This is a genomic window from Bartonella sp. AP57NXGY, assembly GCF_042195805.1.
Classification (GTDB): domain Bacteria; phylum Pseudomonadota; class Alphaproteobacteria; order Rhizobiales; family Rhizobiaceae; genus Bartonella.
In genome coordinates this window covers 1-16,296 of record NZ_JBHIOZ010000007.1, presented here as the reverse complement: position 1 = coordinate 16,296, position 16,296 = coordinate 1, and the positions used below count along the sequence as shown (strand labels likewise).

Below are 16,296 nucleotides of genomic sequence, written 5' to 3'. Positions count from 1 at the left end.
TTCGACATGTGGTGACCATAAAAATTGATCAATCGGTATGATTTTTTCTACTGTATACCCCCCTGCAACAAGAAGAGATAAATCACGAGCAAATGTAGTAGGATTACAAGAAATTGCCACAACACGTGATACTGTTGTCTTCGCTAATTCACGTACTTGTTGCTCTGCACCAGCACGGGGAGGATCAAAAACAACACTCTCAAAACATTCAAGTTCCTTTACAGAAAGGGGTTGTCGGAAAAGATCACGTTTTTCACAAGTGACCGTTTTTAAACCAGTCGCAAAACGTGCTGCTGTATTTAGATTTCTTAATGCATCTTCATTATTTTCCACTGCATGAACATTCATCTTTTTTGCCATACGCAAGGTAAATGTTCCTGCCCCTGAAAACAAATCAACAGCATTCTTTGCTTTTTTTAAATGAGTCAAAATAATATTGCCCATTATATTTTCAGCTTCACAAGTTGCTTGCAGAAAACCACCAGAAGGAAATTCAACACGGACATCTCCAAAGTAAATCTCTGGTTTTTCTCGTTCAACCAAAATTTCACCGTCAACAGATAAACGTATAATCCCATATGAAAGAGCAGCACTGATCATTCTCTGACGAAGTGATTCATAGTGTATAATGCAACCGCTTAAAGCAACATCTAAACCATTTTCAACACATGTTATCGTAACATGAAACCGTTTGGCAGAGCTCTTTAGAAAAGCACAGAGCTCTCTGATATTATGCAACTGAGAAATAAGCTCTGGACGGCTTACTGGGCATTCCTCAAGAGCTACAATCTCATGAGAGAGATAACGGTTAAAACCAACTTTTTGCCCCTGTGGGGTCATGGATGCTGTTAGAGTAATCCGCCGTCGGCTATAAGGTTTACATTCTATTAAAGGCGCAACAACATTATTAAGTCCATACTTTTTAAGCGCCTCAACAACCAATTGTTGTTTCCATACGCGATAAGCATCCATATGCCAATGCTGAAGAGTACACCCTCCACATTCTCCAAAATGCTGACAAAGAGTATCAATGCGTTCTGATGATTTTTCTTTTAATGTTATATATGTTGCATATTTTCCATGAACAGTAATTTCAGCACACTCTCCTGGTAAAGTAAAAGGAACAGAAACGAAGCCGTGAGACGTCTTAGCAATACCATAACCATTTGCTCCGATATGATCGATTATGACATTGTCATTCACTCTTGTTTTTCTCCGAATAGTAAATATTCCACGTTGCCATCACCACCTGTAATAGAGGAAGAAATTAAACCTTTTGCACTCCACCCTGTTTGTGTATCTAACCAAACAAAAAGCGCCTCAGCAGTTTCTTTAGCACTTGATGGACTTAATATTCCTCCCTTACTAAAGTGTTTACGACCAACCTCAAACTGAGGCTTTACCAGTAAAACAGCTTGGGCACCCTTCTTGGCTAAAGACAACACGGGAGGCAACGCAAGTTTGAGCGAAATAAAGCTAACATCTGAAACGATAAGATCAATTTCTCGCCCACCTAAATGTTCCTGTTTAAAATCTCTGACATTCAAGCCTTCTAATAACGTTATAGCACTGTTGCCCAATAAACGTTTATCAAATTGATGATGCCCAACATCAACGGCAATGACATGATCTGCTCCACGCTCTAAGAGAACTTGCGTAAAACCACCTGTTGATGCACCAACATCAATGGCTGTCACTTTGTCCGTTACAATTGGAAATGCATCAAGTGCAGCAATCAATTTTAACGCTGCCCGAGAAACATAATTCTGCGCTGGATCACAAACGGTAATCTCTGCATCATCAAAAACGATTTGCCCAGCTTTAAAAACGATTTCTCCGTTAACTTTAACAGTTTGGCGCATAATTGCATCACGTGCGCGTGAACGTGTCGTAAAAAAGTTTTTTTCAACTAAAAAAATATCGAGTCTTTTTCTGGAAGCCATCTCATACTCGAATTTTCTATCCTGTTCGAATCTCGCGTCCCAAAACAGCAAAAACCGTGTTTAAAATACCCATAGCGTCAAGTCCGACACGTGAAAGAACTTTTTCTGGTGAACCATGATTCAAATATTCATCAGGAAATTTTAGTGTACGAACTTTCAAACCATGCTCTAAGAGCCCTTCTTGCGCTAAAAATTGTAATATGTGCGCTCCAAATCCACCGATTGCCCCTTCTTCAATTGTCACCAATACCTCATGCTCACGTGCCAAACGACGCATCAAATCTTTATCTAAAGGTTTTGCAAACCGTGCATCTGCAACCGTTGTAGACAATTCTTCAGCCTCCAACGCATCAGCAGCTTGCAACACTTCTGACATCCGCGTTCCAAAACAAACCAAAGCGATTCTATTTCCTTCACGCAGAACGCGCCCTTTTCCAATTTCTAATAACTCACCACGTTGCGGTAAATCTATACCAATCCCCTCACCACGCGGATAACGAAAAGAAATTGGTCCCTGATCATAAGCTGCAGCTGTACGCACCATATGCATCAGTTCAAGCTCATCAGAAGGTGCCATAACAACAAACTCAGGAAGAGTGGCCAAAAAAACAATATCAAAACTTCCAGCATGTGTTGCACCATCTGCCCCCACAAAACCTGCTCGGTCAATAGCAAAACGTACCGGTAATTTTTGAATTGATACATCATGAATAATTTGATCATAAGCACGCTGTAAAAAAGTAGAATAAATTGCAACAAAAGGCTTATACCCTTCACAAGCAAGTCCTGCCGCAAAAGTTACGGCATGTTGCTCAGCGATACCAACATCAAACATTTTTTCAGGAAATTTTTTCGCAAAAGAATCAAGGCCTGTCCCTGTTGGCATCGCTGCTGTTATGCCAACAATCTTATCATCATGGCGAGCTTCTTCTATTAAAGCTTTAGAAAATACCTTGGTATAGGGTAGAATATTACTTGATGCTTTTACCTGTTTTCCTGTCGTGACATCAAAACGATTAACACCATGATATTTATCAGACGAGGCCTCTGCAGGTGGATATCCCTTTCCCTTATGGGTTACAACATGCACCAAAACAGGACCATTAGGATATTCACGAACATTTTTAAAAACAGGCAATAAATGCCCCAAATTGTGCCCATCTATGGGGCCAACATAATAAAAGCCAAGCTCATCAAATAAAGTTCCCCCAACCAAAAGGCCACGCGCAAATTCCTCTGAACGACGAGCTTTATCCAAAAAAAACTTTGGCAATTTTTCGCTCAACATCTTTACGCGTTCACGCAAATGACGATAAGAAGGACGAGACACTAATCGTGCAAGATGTGCACTCATAGCACCTGTAGGTGGTGCTATAGACATATCGTTATCATTAAGAACAACAATCAAGCGTGCATTCAAAGCACCAGCGTTGTTCATTGCTTCATAAGCCATGCCCGCAGACATTGCACCATCACCAATGACAGTTATGATATTGCGTCTTGTCTCTGCTTTCAAAGCACTTGCCACTGCCATACCAAGCCCCGCTGAAATAGAAGTAGACGAATGCCCCGCCCCAAATGGATCATACACACTTTCTGAACGTTTTGTAAAACCAGATAATCCGCCCTCTTGACGTAATGTGCGAATTTTTTCTCTACGCCCCGTTAAAATCTTGTGTGGATAGGTTTGATGACCAACATCCCAAATAATCCTATCCTCTGGTGTATCAAAAATATAATGTAATGCAACAGTGAGCTCAACAACACCAAGTCCCGCCCCAAGATGACCACCTGTTACAGAAACCGCATCAATTGTTGCGGTCCGCAACTCATCAGCCAACTGTACCAAATCAGACTCAGGTAATGCCCGCAAATCTTGCGGAAAACAAACACGGTCAAGCAATGGTGTTAAGACCTGAGACAAAAAAAATCCTTTCTATTATCTTAACTCAAGAAAACACAATGATAAAAATATATCTTCTCTACTCTTTTATTTACAGTTTTGCATCTTTTTTACTGAAAAATGCTCTTTTCTATTTGAGATGAGCTATAATTTCCTCATTTTTAACTTATTTTATAAAAAAGAAATCAATAAAACTTTCTGTTTATAAACTAAGGTTATTGCTTCTCTTAAGTCCCACAATAAATATCCAAAAAGATTTAAATTATTTAGCATCAAGTGGTTCCACTCCTTCTGGAAAACCTTCTTCTGAAAGCTGGATTTTTTCAACTTTAGCTTCAGCAACTCTTAAGAGTTTTTCACAATGCTTTTTAAGCGCTTCACCGCGTTCATAAATATCAATGGATTGTTCCAAAGGCACATCGCCACGTTCCAAATTTTCGACAATAACTTCAAGTTGCTTAAGCGCTTGCTCAAAGCTTAAGGTCGTAATATCCCCCTCTTGTATCTCTTTTTTCATATGAACCTCAAAAAATATCTGTTCTGGATATACGAACTCCAAAACCTTCCAAACCTACATAATGATGCTCTTTAGAAGCATAAACAATAACAGAGCCTATCCCTAAATATTTTAAAATTTGTGATCCTAAACCAATTTTGCGCCATTCTTCTTCGCGTTCAATCGCCTGCACATGGTTTTCTGAACTGTTTCTTGTCATGTTTTGAATACCAACCGTTGATTGTATAACAGATCCTTCACGCAAATAAATAAATACGCCACGCTTTTCTTTTTCCATCATACGCCGCATCATCACCATAATATCTGAAGTTTGACAAAAAACGTCACTTATAATGTTTTCATGATGTAAATGCACAGGAATATTCTCACCCTCACGGACATCACCAAAAACAATTGCAATATGCTGAACGACTTCCCAAGGGAGTTGATAACTTTGAACAATAGCGGGACCTACGAATGTTTCAATAGGCATTTCTCCAACATGCTTGATCAATATTTCCTTACGTTGGCGGTAAGCAATTAAATCTGCAACCGTTATAATATGCAACCGATGTTCTTGCGCAAATTTCATAATCTGATCGCCATGTTTAACGCTTCCATCATCATTAACTAACTCACCGATAACACCAACCGGCGGCAAATTAGCTAATTTACATAAATCAACAGCAGCCTCCGTGTGACCTGAACGCATGAGCACTCCCCCTTCATGCGCAATTAAAGGAAAAACATGCCCTGGACGAACAAAATCATCCGCACTTGCATTTGAATTCGCAAGATTACGTACAGCTAATGTACGGTCATGCGCTGAAATTCCTGTTGTTATGCCGTGTTTAAAATCAACAGTAACCGTAAATTGCGTCCCATGTGCAGAGTTATTATCTGGTACCATAGGAGAAAGATTAAACCGTTTTGCTTCTTTTTTTGGCATAGGTGTGCACACAATACCTGTTGTGTGACGAAGAATAAACGCCATCTTTTCTTCTGTACAATGCGCTGCAGCAACAGTTAAATCACCCTCATTTTCACGGTCATCATCATCTGTCACCACAACAATTTCACCGCGTTCAAAAGCTTTAAGTGCAGAAACAATTTTTTTTTCATCATACGCCATTGTTCACCTTTTCAATCACCCAACTTGACCGCGATGTCTTAGATAATGGTCAGCAATAGCACAAGCAACCATCGCTTCACCAACAGGAACGGCACGAATCCCAACACATGGATCATGACGTCCCTTTGTTATAACGTCTATATCATGACCATCAACATCAATGGAACGACGAGGTGTTAAAATTGATGAAGTAGGCTTTACAGCAAAACGCGCAACAATTGGCTGTCCACTCGATATTCCCCCTAAAATACCACCAGCATGATTGGATAAAAAAAGCGGTTTTCCATCATTTCCCATTCGCATTTCATCGGCATTTTCTTCTCCCCTCAAGCGGGCTGCCGCAAAACCATCACCAATTTCCACACCTTTTACCGCATTAATCGACATAAGTAACGAGGCAATATCTTGATCAAGCTTTGCGTAAATAGGGGCTCCTAAACCTGCCGGAACATTTTCTGCAACGATCTCAACAACCGCACCAACAGATGTCCCCTCTTTACGGAGTTTACTGATATAGTCACTAAAAATGTGAACCATCTCTGCATCAGCTGTAAAAAAAGGATTATTATCAACCTCTGACCAATCCCAACGATCACGATTAATATTATGAGGACCAATTGCTATCACTGCTCCTCGTACAATCAAACCAGGAACGATTTTACGAGCAAATGCACCTGCTGCAACACGTGCTGCCGTCTCCCGTGCCGAAGCACGTCCCCCGCCTCGAAAATCACGAATGCCATATTTAATATCATAAGTATAATCCGCATGTCCTGGACGATACTGATGAGCAATTGCTCCATAATCTTGAGAGCGTTGATCTGTGTTTCGAATCAACAGAGAAATTGGTGTACCTGTTGTCACCAATGTCGTTCCATCGTCTTGAACAACAACTCCTGAAAGGACCTCTACTTCATCTGGTTCTCGGCGCTGCGTTGTATATTTTGATTGTCCTGGCTTGCGTTTATCAAGATAAGCTTGAACTTCTGCAAGAGTAAAAATAATTCCAGGTGGACAACCATCAATGACACAACCAAGAGCAGCACCATGACTTTCACCCCATGTTGTTACACGAAACAAATGACCAAATGTATTATGCGACATGAAAAAAGATCCATTTCTCTGTCAAATATATACAACGATAACGTATGTTGTGTGCTATACACAAGACAACTCTTTTCTCCCAAATACTCTTGGACACCTTAAATTTGGTCAAATTACTGCTGTCTAATAAAATCTTATAAACCAAACTTTATTCTTTAACGACAGAAATGTCTGGGGCATCAACTGCTTTCATACCTATGATATTATAACCCGAATCGACATGATGGACTTCGCCGGTAACAGAACGAGACAAATCTGAAAGAAAATAAAGCGCAGAATCACCAACCTCTTCAATTGTTACCGTACGACGTAATGGAGCATTATATTCATTCCATTTTAAAATATAACGAAAATCACCAATACCAGAAGCCGCTAACGTTTTAATTGGTCCAGCAGATATAGCATTAACACGAATATTTTGGGGACCTAAATCTACCGCTAAATATTTCACGCTCGCTTCAAGAGCGGCTTTGGCAACCCCCATTACATTATAATTGGGAACAACCTTTTCTGCACCATAATAGGTTAGTGTCAAGATTGAACCACCATCTGGCATCAATTTTTCTGCACGCTTCGTTAGAGCTGTTAGGGAATAAACGGAAATATTCATCGTCATCATAAAATTTGATTCGCTGATATCAATATAACGACCACTTAATTCATCTTTATCAGAAAAACCAATAGCATGAACTAAAAAATCAAGTTTTCCCCATTTCTTCTCTATTTCTCTAAAGACCGTATCAATAGAGACACTGTCAGAAACATCACAATGTCCACAAACAAATCCCTTTAATTCTTCAGCCAAAGGCTCGACACGCTTTTTCATTGCTTCACCCTGATAGGTAAAAGCAAGCTCTGCCCCTGCGCTACTTGCCGCTTTAGCGATTCCCCAAGCGATGGAGCGATTATTGGCCAACCCCAAAATTAAACCACGCTTACCGTACAATAAACCATTACCCTTAGCCATCAGCACTGCCCCATTGTTACTTAAAATTAGTATTATTCACCTGCCTATGACACAGGTCAACTTTTTCTTCAAGCAATTGGTTTAAAATCAAACAAAAACTACGCTTTTATATATAAAATTTTTAAAATTAATCTTGTTGCATTTGCAAAAACTGTTCTAGTGCGGCGGCATTTTCATCTCCCGGCAACATAATGCGAACATGCACATAAAGATCATCTCTTGTACCATTTTTTAAACGAAGCCCTTTCCCTTTCAACCGTAAAACGCGATCAGAACTTGACCACGCAGGAATCGTTAAAACCACACGCCCCTCCAACGTCTCAACTTCTTCTTTTGCTCCCAAAACAGCATGTTTAAGAGAAACTGGTAAATCAAGATGGAGTGCTTTTCCTTCAACCCGAAAACGAGGATGTTTTTGAATCTGAATGGTTATCAACGCATCTCCTGCTTGCCCGTGAGGTACCTCTTCTCCCTGACCTTTTAAACGAATAGTCTGTCCGTCTTCAATATAATCTGGAAGTTTAATTTTTAACTTTTTTCCATTTGGAAAAACAGCCTCCACCTTTTCTGCGCCAACCATCTGCTCTAATGTTATGGCAAGATTAGCACGAACATGTGCTCCTTGTTGGGGACGGTTATAGTGTGTGGAATTCGAAAAGCTACCTCCTCCTCCAAACAGATCCCGAAAAATATCACTCGCATCAAAACTTGCACCACCTGAAGAGGAAAAATCAAATCCCTTTGCTCTTCCTGAAAAGGGATTTTGTTTATTGCTAAAATTTTCACCAGCACCATAGGCTTGATAAAGCGGTTTTCCTTCCATATCAATTTCACCGCGGTCAAATTGTGCCTTTTTATCTTTATCACCTATAATTTCATAGGCTTGATTAATTTCAGCAAATTTCTCTTTAGCCTTTGTATCATCTTTATTATGGTCTGGATGATATTTCTTCGCTAATCTTCTAAATGCCGATTTAATCTCTTGCGATTTTGCGGTACGTGCCACACCCAGAATCGTGTAGGGATCACGCATATTGCCCTCTTTTCAATTTCTTCGTTTTCAAAATATCAACTGATACGTTGTTCAATATCCCTTATAGCTTCATTAGTCTATTCTAGAGAATAATTTCTTCTTTTCTCTTTATATGTCTATCAATAAACTAAAATACCAGATAAAATGAGACATTTATTTAATATAGCTCCTTGTAGTCTATGCTAAAGTAAAAAATAATTAAACTACCATAGAAATACACGATAGCATTGGCTTTTTGAAAATAAGAAAAAATAGTACTGTAACTTCTTGATGATCAAGTAAATGAGAAAATGCCTCACCCATGCTCACTGATATTTGGAGAAACTATGAGCACAAAAATACCAACAGATGATCATTTTATGAAAATGCAAAAACCTTTTGAACTTTTCGCAAAGTGGCTTGAAGAGGCAACGATAAGTGAAATAAATGATCCGAATGCTATGGCATTAGCAACAGTTGACGAAACAGGACTCCCTAATGTTCGTATGGTTCTCCTCAAAGACTACAGTCCCCAAGGATTCGTCTTCTATACCAATTATGAAAGCTGTAAAGGACAAGAAATTTTAAAATCAATGAAAGCATCCTTAGGTTTTCATTGGAAATCACTCCGTCGTCAAGTCAGAATTAGAGGAATCGTTGAAAAAGTAAGTCAACAGGAAGCCGATGCCTATTTCCAATCGCGACCACGTGGTAGTCGAATTGGTGCATGGGCCTCTAAACAATCTCAACCTTTAGACAATCGTTTTGTGCTCGAAAAAGCAATTGCTCAATATACTGCGCGTTATGCTCTAGGCAATATTCCACGACCACCTTATTGGTCTGGGTTTCGTGTTAAACCCCTTTCTATAGAGTTCTGGTGCGATCGCCCATTTCGTTTACATGATCGTTTGCTTTTTACACGGGATTGTGTTGAACACAGCGATTGGAAAAGACAAAAACTTTATCCCTAATCCTTCAAACTTCATCGTTATGAAGATTTTTTCTTCGCAATAATTAAACAAATATTTTTTATTCGAAAAATTCTAAAAGAAGATGATTTATTCTATTTAAATAGAAGAATTTTATTTTCACTGTAAAGGTTAATTGGTGATATTTTCTACTGTATTGCTTAAAAATAGATTAGCAACAAGCTTATTAAAAAAAACATACTGTATTCAGTAGAAACTATGATTTTAGCTAACTTATTTTTAGACCGCAGGATAAAATATCATCCATATACCCCCACATACTAAACCAGAAAAAATCACAAAACCAATAAGCGAATTAGATTTGAAAAGCCTGAGGCATTGTGAACTATCATCTATATCAATGACTTTAATTTGAATAAACATATGGATACTTGCCACAAAAATCCCCAAAAAACTAAGAACAGGAACTCCAGCTAAATAAAATGCTAGACTAACGAACATCACAAAACCACCATACAAAAATACTAAAGCACGCTTGGTTGCTTTACCAAAAAGAAGAGCCGTAGAACGGACACCAACAGTAATGTCATCTTCTTTATCTTGATGTGCGTAGATTGTGTCGTATCCTATGGTCCACAAAATTGATCCCACATAAAGCAAGATTGGTGCCCAGCTTAAACTTCCAAAGACAACAGCCCACCCCATTAATGCCCCCCAATTAAATGCAACGCCTAAAAAAAACTGCGGCCAATATGTTACGCGTTTCATAAAAGGATAAAATGCAACAGCTATCAATGACGAAATACCTAGAAAAAAACTAAACCTATTAAATTGTGATAAAACAACTAAACCAACTAAACATTGCACAAGTATAAAAACTCTTGCTTGCAACCGACTCACATGACCTGTCGGCAATGGGCGAGAACGTGTCCTTTCTACCTGAGCATCAATTTTATGGTCAATAAGATCATTCCAAGTACATCCTGCCCCTCGCATAGCAATAGACCCCAGAAAAAAAAGAAAAAGATACCAAACCCAATGAAGAAACATTGATAAAAGAGTATCGTAATGCATGTTATAAGAGAAAAAAGCCATTGTTGTTGACCAAAAACAAGGCCACATCAACAATTGCCAACCGATAGGCCGATCCCAACGCGCCAATTGCGCATAAAACCATAAAGAACGGGGAAGGAAGCTGTAGACCCATTGTTTGGAAGATGCATCCATAACCCGTCCTTGGCTATCATAGGATTGAACATGCGCGATATTTTTATTTTTTTTCATCAAATGATTTACCTTTGGTCTTGCGATAGAGACATTTCATTCTTATGAGAAGGGGATGAGATTAATTATCTTTTATGAGAGGAGCAAGCAATGAATATTCTTCTTATTGGCTCAGGTGGACGAGAACATGCTTTAGCATGGAAAATAGCAGCATCACCACTGCTAACAAAGTTATATTGTGCTCCTGGAAATCCTGCAACAACAGAATTTGGTGAAAATATTAATTTGAACATTGATGACCATCCCCTTGTTATTGATTTTTGTAAAGCACATTCTATTGATCTTGTAATTGTAGGACCAGAAGCACCCTTGGTGGCGGGTATAACAGACTCTCTTAATAGCGCTAACATCTGTGTATTTGGTCCTACTCAAAAAGCTGCTCAACTAGAAGGTTCAAAAGCCTTTACAAAAGATTTATGTCGGAAGAATAACATTCCTACAGGAAGTTACCAATGCTTTAATGATGCCTCTAAAGCTAAAGCTTACATTCAGCAACAAGGTGTTCCCATTGTTATTAAAGCTGATGGCTTAGCAGCTGGCAAAGGTGTCGTGGTTGCAACAACTATGGAAGAAGCGTTTAACGCAGTTGATGCCTGCTTCAAAAGTACATTTGGAGATGCAGGAAACAAAATTGTTGTAGAATCTTTTCTTGAAGGTGAAGAAGCAAGCTTCTTCTGCCTTTGTGATGGTAAACTTGCTCTTCCTTTTGGATCTGCTCAAGATCATAAACGTGTAGGTGATGGGGATACTGGAGCAAACACCGGTGGTATGGGTGCTTATTCACCAGCGCCCATCATGACCCAAGAAATAGTGAATCGTACTCTCAAAGAAATTGTTGAACCAGCTTTAATAAGCATGAAAGAAATGGGCGCCCCCTTTAAAGGTATTCTCTTCGTCGGATTAATGATAACGCAAAAAGGACCCGAATTAATTGAATTTAACGTACGATTCGGTGATCCTGAATGTCAAGTTTTAATGATGCGCCTCAAAGATGATATTTTGCCAATTTTTCTTGCTGCTGCTCAAGGAAAACTTGAAAATAAGCCTCTTCGGTGGTCTGAAAAAACAGCTCTCACCGTTGTTATGGCTGCTAATGGTTATCCAGACTCTCCCCAAAAAGGTACTGTTATCCGTAACGTTGATCAAGTAAACACTCTTCCCGATGTGAAAGTTTTTCAAGCTGGTACAGTGTTGCGTGATGGAGAACTCATTGCAAATGGTGGACGTGTACTCAATATAACTGCAACAGGAAAAACGATTACGCATGCACAAAAACGTGCTTATGAAGCTGTTGATTTTATTGATTGGCCAGAAGGTTTTGTTCGTCGAGATATCGGATGGAGAGCCGTTGCGCGAGAAAATTAAATCCTTTGAATATTCTTTTTTTACGATTTTATTATTTTATATAAGAGCATGATACAAAAATTTTCTCACTGTTTTACGTTGCCATAATTTTGAAAAAATAAGTGTGCTTTCCTTTGAACAATCAAATATTGTAAATAGGATATCTACTCATGATAAAATAGGAAAATTTTCTGAATCTGAAGATGTAATATAAAATAATCATTTTACTGTTGTCTTTACTTTAAACGCATTTTCTCATCATTTTTATAAACACTTTCTTTCTTATAAAATCCTGAGGAAAAACGTATATACTATCATTTCTTTTATTTATCGCGTTTTTAGTGAAACTCCGCTTTTACGAAAAATAAAATGCCCAAAAAAGATAGTTATGTTATTCACATACAAATTCTTAAACAATATCTCTCATGCTTATCATTCCCATTTTACGACACTACCTGCAAATAGTATAAATCCATTCTGCCAGCTTTCTGGAATAAAAATAAAAACCTATACCATCATTGTATTTTCCAATTCTCAATATTACGATAACCCTTTCTATCTAAATGATTTTGATTATAAAAGAGAGATGAAATAAGAATATTCTGCAATATTCAAAGCTTTCATTCAACATGGAGAAATGATTTATAAAAAAAATTCAAAAACACTTCCAGTAATCTTCTGGTGTTTTTAATAATGTGGCAAAAACCCAAAATTATACCGCAAAAAAACAGTTTCTATTGTTATGAAAACCGTTTTTACCTCTCTGAAAAAAGCGTTCTACATCATCGATTCCTGCTGCCAATGTATGGTGTCAAAAAACTCTCATTTACAATCATTGACTTTCTCTTTGTTTTCAAGAACCAAAAGTCACACCAAATCCCGTCTGTAAAGGTCTGAATTCTCATTAAGCGGGTTCCTCTTGCTTCCCACTCATATGCTGCACTTACACAAAGACCTACAAGCAAACTTAGAATATTCGCCATATCTTCTAAAAACACTTCATGTGTGAAGTTTACATGCCTTATGTTACCTCCCCAAACAACGATGTTTTACAGCACAACAAGATAAATGCTGACGGTCGTACAAAAATGAATGCATGTTAATTTACTGGAGTGCAATTCGATTCGCAATCACCAAACGCAAGCCTAACGGATTGCTATAACGAAGTAAAAAATGCTTTTGTTTAGAATGTGCTGTTGTACCAAAAAATCGATGTAAATCAGAACGATCTTTTACAACCAGAATGCGATTATCTTCATTGATCATAAGCATGGGAAGGCCATAAGTATCCGCCCATAACCGCCAATCCAGAAGAACATTATTCAAATCTCTGGAAACCAAAAGCGGTATACAAGCTTCCTCATCGGTATGAAGTAATTCTAATGCAACAGCTCTTTCTCCTGAACGCGTTTTTACGGTACGTGCTGCAATTCCTTGAAAATGATAAGGGGGTATTAAATGCGATAAGCTTGAAGGCATATCCGTTTTAAAAGAAACACCACGCTCATTTAACGAACAAATAACCTGATTACCCGTTTTGGATGAAAAATATGTCGTCGTTTGTGGCAAATGGCACGGATCTAACCGAAATTCAAGCACCGCTTTTGCCTGATTAAAGCATTGATTAGCCATATACATTATCCCAATTTATCTTAAATAACATACACCCTTTAGCAGCTTTTTCTCATTGGATTATTAAAAGTTTGAATAAAAAACAACTGGTTTCTTTTTTGGTTATTAAAATCTAAACAAAAATGCATGATCACCATTCTTGAATTATAATACTTTTCCAGGATTCATTATCCCTAAAGGATCGAGTGTTTTTTTAATCCCTTGCATAATATCCAATGCGACAGGCGATTTAAAAGAACGAAGTTCTTCGCGCTTAAGCTGACCAATTCCATGCTCAGCAGAAAATGCACCTCTATAGTCCACCACTAAACTATGAATGCGATGATTCATTGTTGACCATAACTGCAAAAACACTGTCGTATCAGCTCCTACAGGTTGTGTAATATTATAATGTAAATTTCCATCGCCCATGTGTCCAAAACAAATCACCCTTGCTCCTGGAGCAATATCTTCAACAATAAGCGCTGCCTCAGCAATAAAATCAGGAATAGAAGCAAGTGGGATTGCAATATCATGCTTAATGGACCCTCCTGCTAACTTTTGTGCTGATGATATACTTTCTCGTAATTGCCAAAAAAAATCTTGCTGTTTTAAAGATTGCGCAACAACTGCATCTTCTATCACCGCATTCTTTAAAGCTTCTTCTAAAATAGTACTCAATACCGATAACGCCTCATCATTGCCTTGCAACGATGAAATGTTCATTAATACATACCATTCATGTTTCCGCTGAAGAGGAGGCTTCTCACACATCTTATAATCTAAAGCCATTTGCAAACTGAGATTTCCCATGAGCTCAAAACCTGTCAACATCCCTCCTCCATATTCTTGAGCCAGAGATAAAAACTCTAAAGCCTTCGCCGGACTATATAATCCCACCAAAGCAACAGCTTTTCCTTTTATTTTTGGAAACATCTTCAAAACGGCTGCAGTTATAACTCCCAATGTGCCTTCTGCACCAATAAAAAGATCTTTTAAATCGTAACCGCTATTGTCTTTTTTAACAAAACGCAAATCATCTAAAATACGCCCATCCGGTAAAACAACTTCTAAACCAAGACAAAGATCACGCATATTGCCATAAGCTAAAACAGCTGTCCCTCCAGCATTCGACGAAAGATTGCCTCCTACTTGGCAAGAACCTTCAGATGCCAAAGAAAGAGGGAAAAAACGACCTGATTCATCCACTTTTTTCTGTAAATCCTGTAAAATAACACCAGCCTCTACAACAACAAAATTTCCCTCAAGATTTATAGCTCTAATCTTATTTAATCGCTCCATGGATAAAAGAACGCTCCCTCCTCCTTCATCTGGTTGTTGTCCCCCCACAAGCCCTGTATTTCCACCCTGTGGCACAATCGGTGTGCGCGTTTTGCTCGCGAACTGCATAATCGATGAGACCTCTGCGCAAGAAGATGGACGTAAAAGTAAAGGTGTTTTTCCATGAAAAAGCCCACGCTCTTCAAGCAAATACGGTGCAATCAAAGCTTGATCCGTTATAGCATGCTTAGCACCAACAATTTCCCTAAACCCTTCAATTAATTCCTGCTCCATGTTCATTTCTCCTTTGGAGCTGCAGCCCGTATAAGACGATCATTGATAGCCTCTCCTAATCCGTATGATGGAATAGGTTCTACTGCGATACATCTCACTTTAAATGAATCTAATTCCTTCATATATTGAAATAAATGAGAGGCTGCCTCTTCCAACTTTCCATCTTCGCTAAGGTTTAAAATAGAAACGGCATTTTCAGCCCCCATAACACGCTTTGAACCAAATGCTAAAAGCGCTTCACCATTTTCCACCTTTTCTACATTCAAACGAACCGTAGCATTGGGAGCATAATGCGACTTTAACATCCCAGGAGCTTCAATCGCCGCCCTTTGATCTATCCGTTTTAAAGGCTTCCCCACAACCTCTTCAATTTCATCAGCCGCAAGCCCCCCTGGACGCAAAAGATAAATATTTTCACCACAAATTTTAATAATCGTTGATTCCAGCCCTATTTTAGCAGGTCCTCCGTCCAATATCAAAGGAACAGATTCCCCCAAAGATGCAAAAACAGCCTCAGCTGAAGTAGGGCTAAGACGCCCCGATTGATTCGCACTAGGAGCAGCAAGTGGACGGCCAAAATGTTGTACCACTTCCGCAAAACGACTGTCTGGAAAACGAACGGCCAAGGTATTCAAACCAGAGGTTGTTAAAGGATGGATATTATGCTGTTCCTTTAAAGGCAAAACCAATGTCAAAGGCCCTGGCCAAAATTCCTCTATTAATTGGCGTGAAAGAAAGTCAATTTTAACATAACGTTGTGCCATTTCGATGCCGCTAACATGCGCAATAAGAGGATTAATTTGTGGACGACCCTTTGTAGAGTAAATAGAAGAAATTGCCCTCCCATTGGTTGCATCGCCCGCTAATCCATAAACAGTTTCCGTTGGTAACGCTACTAACTTCCCTTGTTCAAGAAGCGCTATTGCCTCTCTTATCGAAGCACTATCGAGTGGTAGAATCGTCATGACACATCATTTCTATAACACTCTTTTAGTG

The 16,296-nt window shown here is 38.8% G+C and carries 14 protein-coding genes; 2 read left to right on the top strand and 12 right to left on the bottom strand.

Annotated features, from left to right (window positions below):
- The 8 genes from ACFIL8_RS02105 to ACFIL8_RS02070 form a co-directional block, all read right to left on the bottom strand.
- Positions 1–1,203: class I SAM-dependent RNA methyltransferase (locus ACFIL8_RS02105; RefSeq protein ID WP_375688818.1), on the bottom strand; the 1,203-nt coding region annotated here is incomplete at its 3' end.
- Positions 1,200–1,943, bottom strand: a complete 744-nt coding sequence (locus ACFIL8_RS02100; RefSeq protein ID WP_375688816.1) for a TlyA family RNA methyltransferase — start codon at positions 1,941–1,943, stop codon at positions 1,200–1,202. The genes ACFIL8_RS02100 and ACFIL8_RS02105, both read right to left, overlap by 4 nt.
- Before the next feature lie 16 nt (positions 1,944–1,959).
- Positions 1,960–3,867, bottom strand: a complete 1,908-nt coding sequence (gene dxs / locus ACFIL8_RS02095) for a 1-deoxy-D-xylulose-5-phosphate synthase (protein ID WP_375645526.1) — start codon at positions 3,865–3,867, stop codon at positions 1,960–1,962.
- Between the two features lie 241 nt (positions 3,868–4,108).
- Positions 4,109–4,363, bottom strand: a complete 255-nt coding sequence (locus ACFIL8_RS02090) for an exodeoxyribonuclease VII small subunit (protein WP_375611123.1) — start codon at positions 4,361–4,363, stop codon at positions 4,109–4,111.
- A 7-nt stretch (positions 4,364–4,370) separates the two neighbouring features.
- Positions 4,371–5,474 (bottom strand): 3,4-dihydroxy-2-butanone-4-phosphate synthase, encoded by a 1,104-nt coding sequence (ribB, locus tag ACFIL8_RS02085; protein WP_375688813.1) that lies wholly within the window; start codon positions 5,472–5,474, stop codon positions 4,371–4,373.
- Positions 5,475–5,489: 15 nt separating this feature from the next.
- The gene (aroC, locus tag ACFIL8_RS02080) at positions 5,490–6,578 is read right to left on the bottom strand and encodes a chorismate synthase (RefSeq protein ID WP_375634294.1); all 1,089 of its coding nucleotides are present in this window, start codon (positions 6,576–6,578) and stop codon (positions 5,490–5,492) included.
- A 148-nt stretch (positions 6,579–6,726) separates the two neighbouring features.
- On the bottom strand, positions 6,727–7,545 hold the full coding sequence (gene fabI / locus ACFIL8_RS02075; protein WP_273787904.1) for an enoyl-ACP reductase FabI: 819 nt from the start codon (positions 7,543–7,545) through the stop codon (positions 6,727–6,729).
- Positions 7,546–7,672: 127 nt separating this feature from the next.
- Positions 7,673–8,578 (bottom strand): DnaJ C-terminal domain-containing protein, encoded by a 906-nt coding sequence (locus ACFIL8_RS02070; protein ID WP_375634213.1) that lies wholly within the window; start codon positions 8,576–8,578, stop codon positions 7,673–7,675.
- Between the two features lie 326 nt (positions 8,579–8,904).
- Here ACFIL8_RS02070 and pdxH point away from each other — a divergent pair, with 326 nt between their 5' ends.
- Entirely contained in the window at positions 8,905–9,528 is a 624-nt protein-coding gene (gene pdxH / locus ACFIL8_RS02065) for a pyridoxamine 5'-phosphate oxidase (protein ID WP_375611119.1), read from the top strand.
- Positions 9,529–9,765: 237 nt separating this feature from the next.
- On the opposite strand, the gene ubiA is transcribed toward pdxH, so the two are convergent.
- The gene (gene ubiA / locus ACFIL8_RS02060; RefSeq protein WP_375688811.1) at positions 9,766–10,770 is read right to left on the bottom strand and encodes a 4-hydroxybenzoate octaprenyltransferase; all 1,005 of its coding nucleotides are present in this window, start codon (positions 10,768–10,770) and stop codon (positions 9,766–9,768) included.
- 90 nt (positions 10,771–10,860) lie between these two features.
- Here ubiA and purD point away from each other — a divergent pair, with 90 nt between their 5' ends.
- Positions 10,861–12,135: a phosphoribosylamine--glycine ligase gene (gene purD, locus ACFIL8_RS02055; protein ID WP_375611117.1), complete on the top strand. Its 1,275-nt coding sequence runs from the start codon at positions 10,861–10,863 to the stop codon at positions 12,133–12,135.
- Between the two features lie 1,083 nt (positions 12,136–13,218).
- Here the strand turns inward: purD and ACFIL8_RS02050 are convergent.
- From ACFIL8_RS02050 to ACFIL8_RS02040, 3 genes are all read right to left on the bottom strand, one after another.
- Entirely contained in the window at positions 13,219–13,746 is a 528-nt protein-coding gene (locus tag ACFIL8_RS02050; RefSeq protein ID WP_375613032.1) for a DUF6101 family protein, read from the bottom strand.
- A gap of 144 nt (positions 13,747–13,890) precedes the next feature.
- The gene (locus ACFIL8_RS02045) at positions 13,891–15,300 is read right to left on the bottom strand and encodes an FAD-binding oxidoreductase (RefSeq protein ID WP_375613033.1); all 1,410 of its coding nucleotides are present in this window, start codon (positions 15,298–15,300) and stop codon (positions 13,891–13,893) included.
- Positions 15,301–15,302: 2 nt separating this feature from the next.
- Positions 15,303–16,265: an L-threonylcarbamoyladenylate synthase gene (locus ACFIL8_RS02040; RefSeq protein ID WP_375688809.1), complete on the bottom strand. Its 963-nt coding sequence runs from the start codon at positions 16,263–16,265 to the stop codon at positions 15,303–15,305.
- Between the last annotated feature and the right edge of the window lie 31 nt (positions 16,266–16,296).

Coding starts and splice junctions, on each gene's coding strand:
- ACFIL8_RS02100 (WP_375688816.1), bottom strand. CDS start 1,943: ATGGCTTCCAGAAAAAGACTCGATATTTTTTTAGTTGAAAAAAACTTT.
- ACFIL8_RS02090 (WP_375611123.1), bottom strand. CDS start 4,363: ATGAAAAAAGAGATACAAGAGGGGGATATTACGACCTTAAGCTTTGAG.
- ribB (WP_375688813.1), bottom strand. CDS start 5,474: ATGGCGTATGATGAAAAAAAAATTGTTTCTGCACTTAAAGCTTTTGAA.
- aroC (WP_375634294.1), bottom strand. CDS start 6,578: ATGTCGCATAATACATTTGGTCATTTGTTTCGTGTAACAACATGGGGT.
- fabI (WP_273787904.1), bottom strand. CDS start 7,545: ATGGCTAAGGGTAATGGTTTATTGTACGGTAAGCGTGGTTTAATTTTG.
- ACFIL8_RS02070 (WP_375634213.1), bottom strand. CDS start 8,578: ATGCGTGATCCCTACACGATTCTGGGTGTGGCACGTACCGCAAAATCG.
- pdxH (WP_375611119.1), top strand. CDS start 8,905: ATGAGCACAAAAATACCAACAGATGATCATTTTATGAAAATGCAAAAA.
- ubiA (WP_375688811.1), bottom strand. CDS start 10,770: ATGAAAAAAAATAAAAATATCGCGCATGTTCAATCCTATGATAGCCAA.
- purD (WP_375611117.1), top strand. CDS start 10,861: ATGAATATTCTTCTTATTGGCTCAGGTGGACGAGAACATGCTTTAGCA.
- ACFIL8_RS02050 (WP_375613032.1), bottom strand. CDS start 13,746: ATGGCTAATCAATGCTTTAATCAGGCAAAAGCGGTGCTTGAATTTCGG.
- ACFIL8_RS02045 (WP_375613033.1), bottom strand. CDS start 15,300: ATGGAGCAGGAATTAATTGAAGGGTTTAGGGAAATTGTTGGTGCTAAG.
- ACFIL8_RS02040 (WP_375688809.1), bottom strand. CDS start 16,265: ATGACGATTCTACCACTCGATAGTGCTTCGATAAGAGAGGCAATAGCG.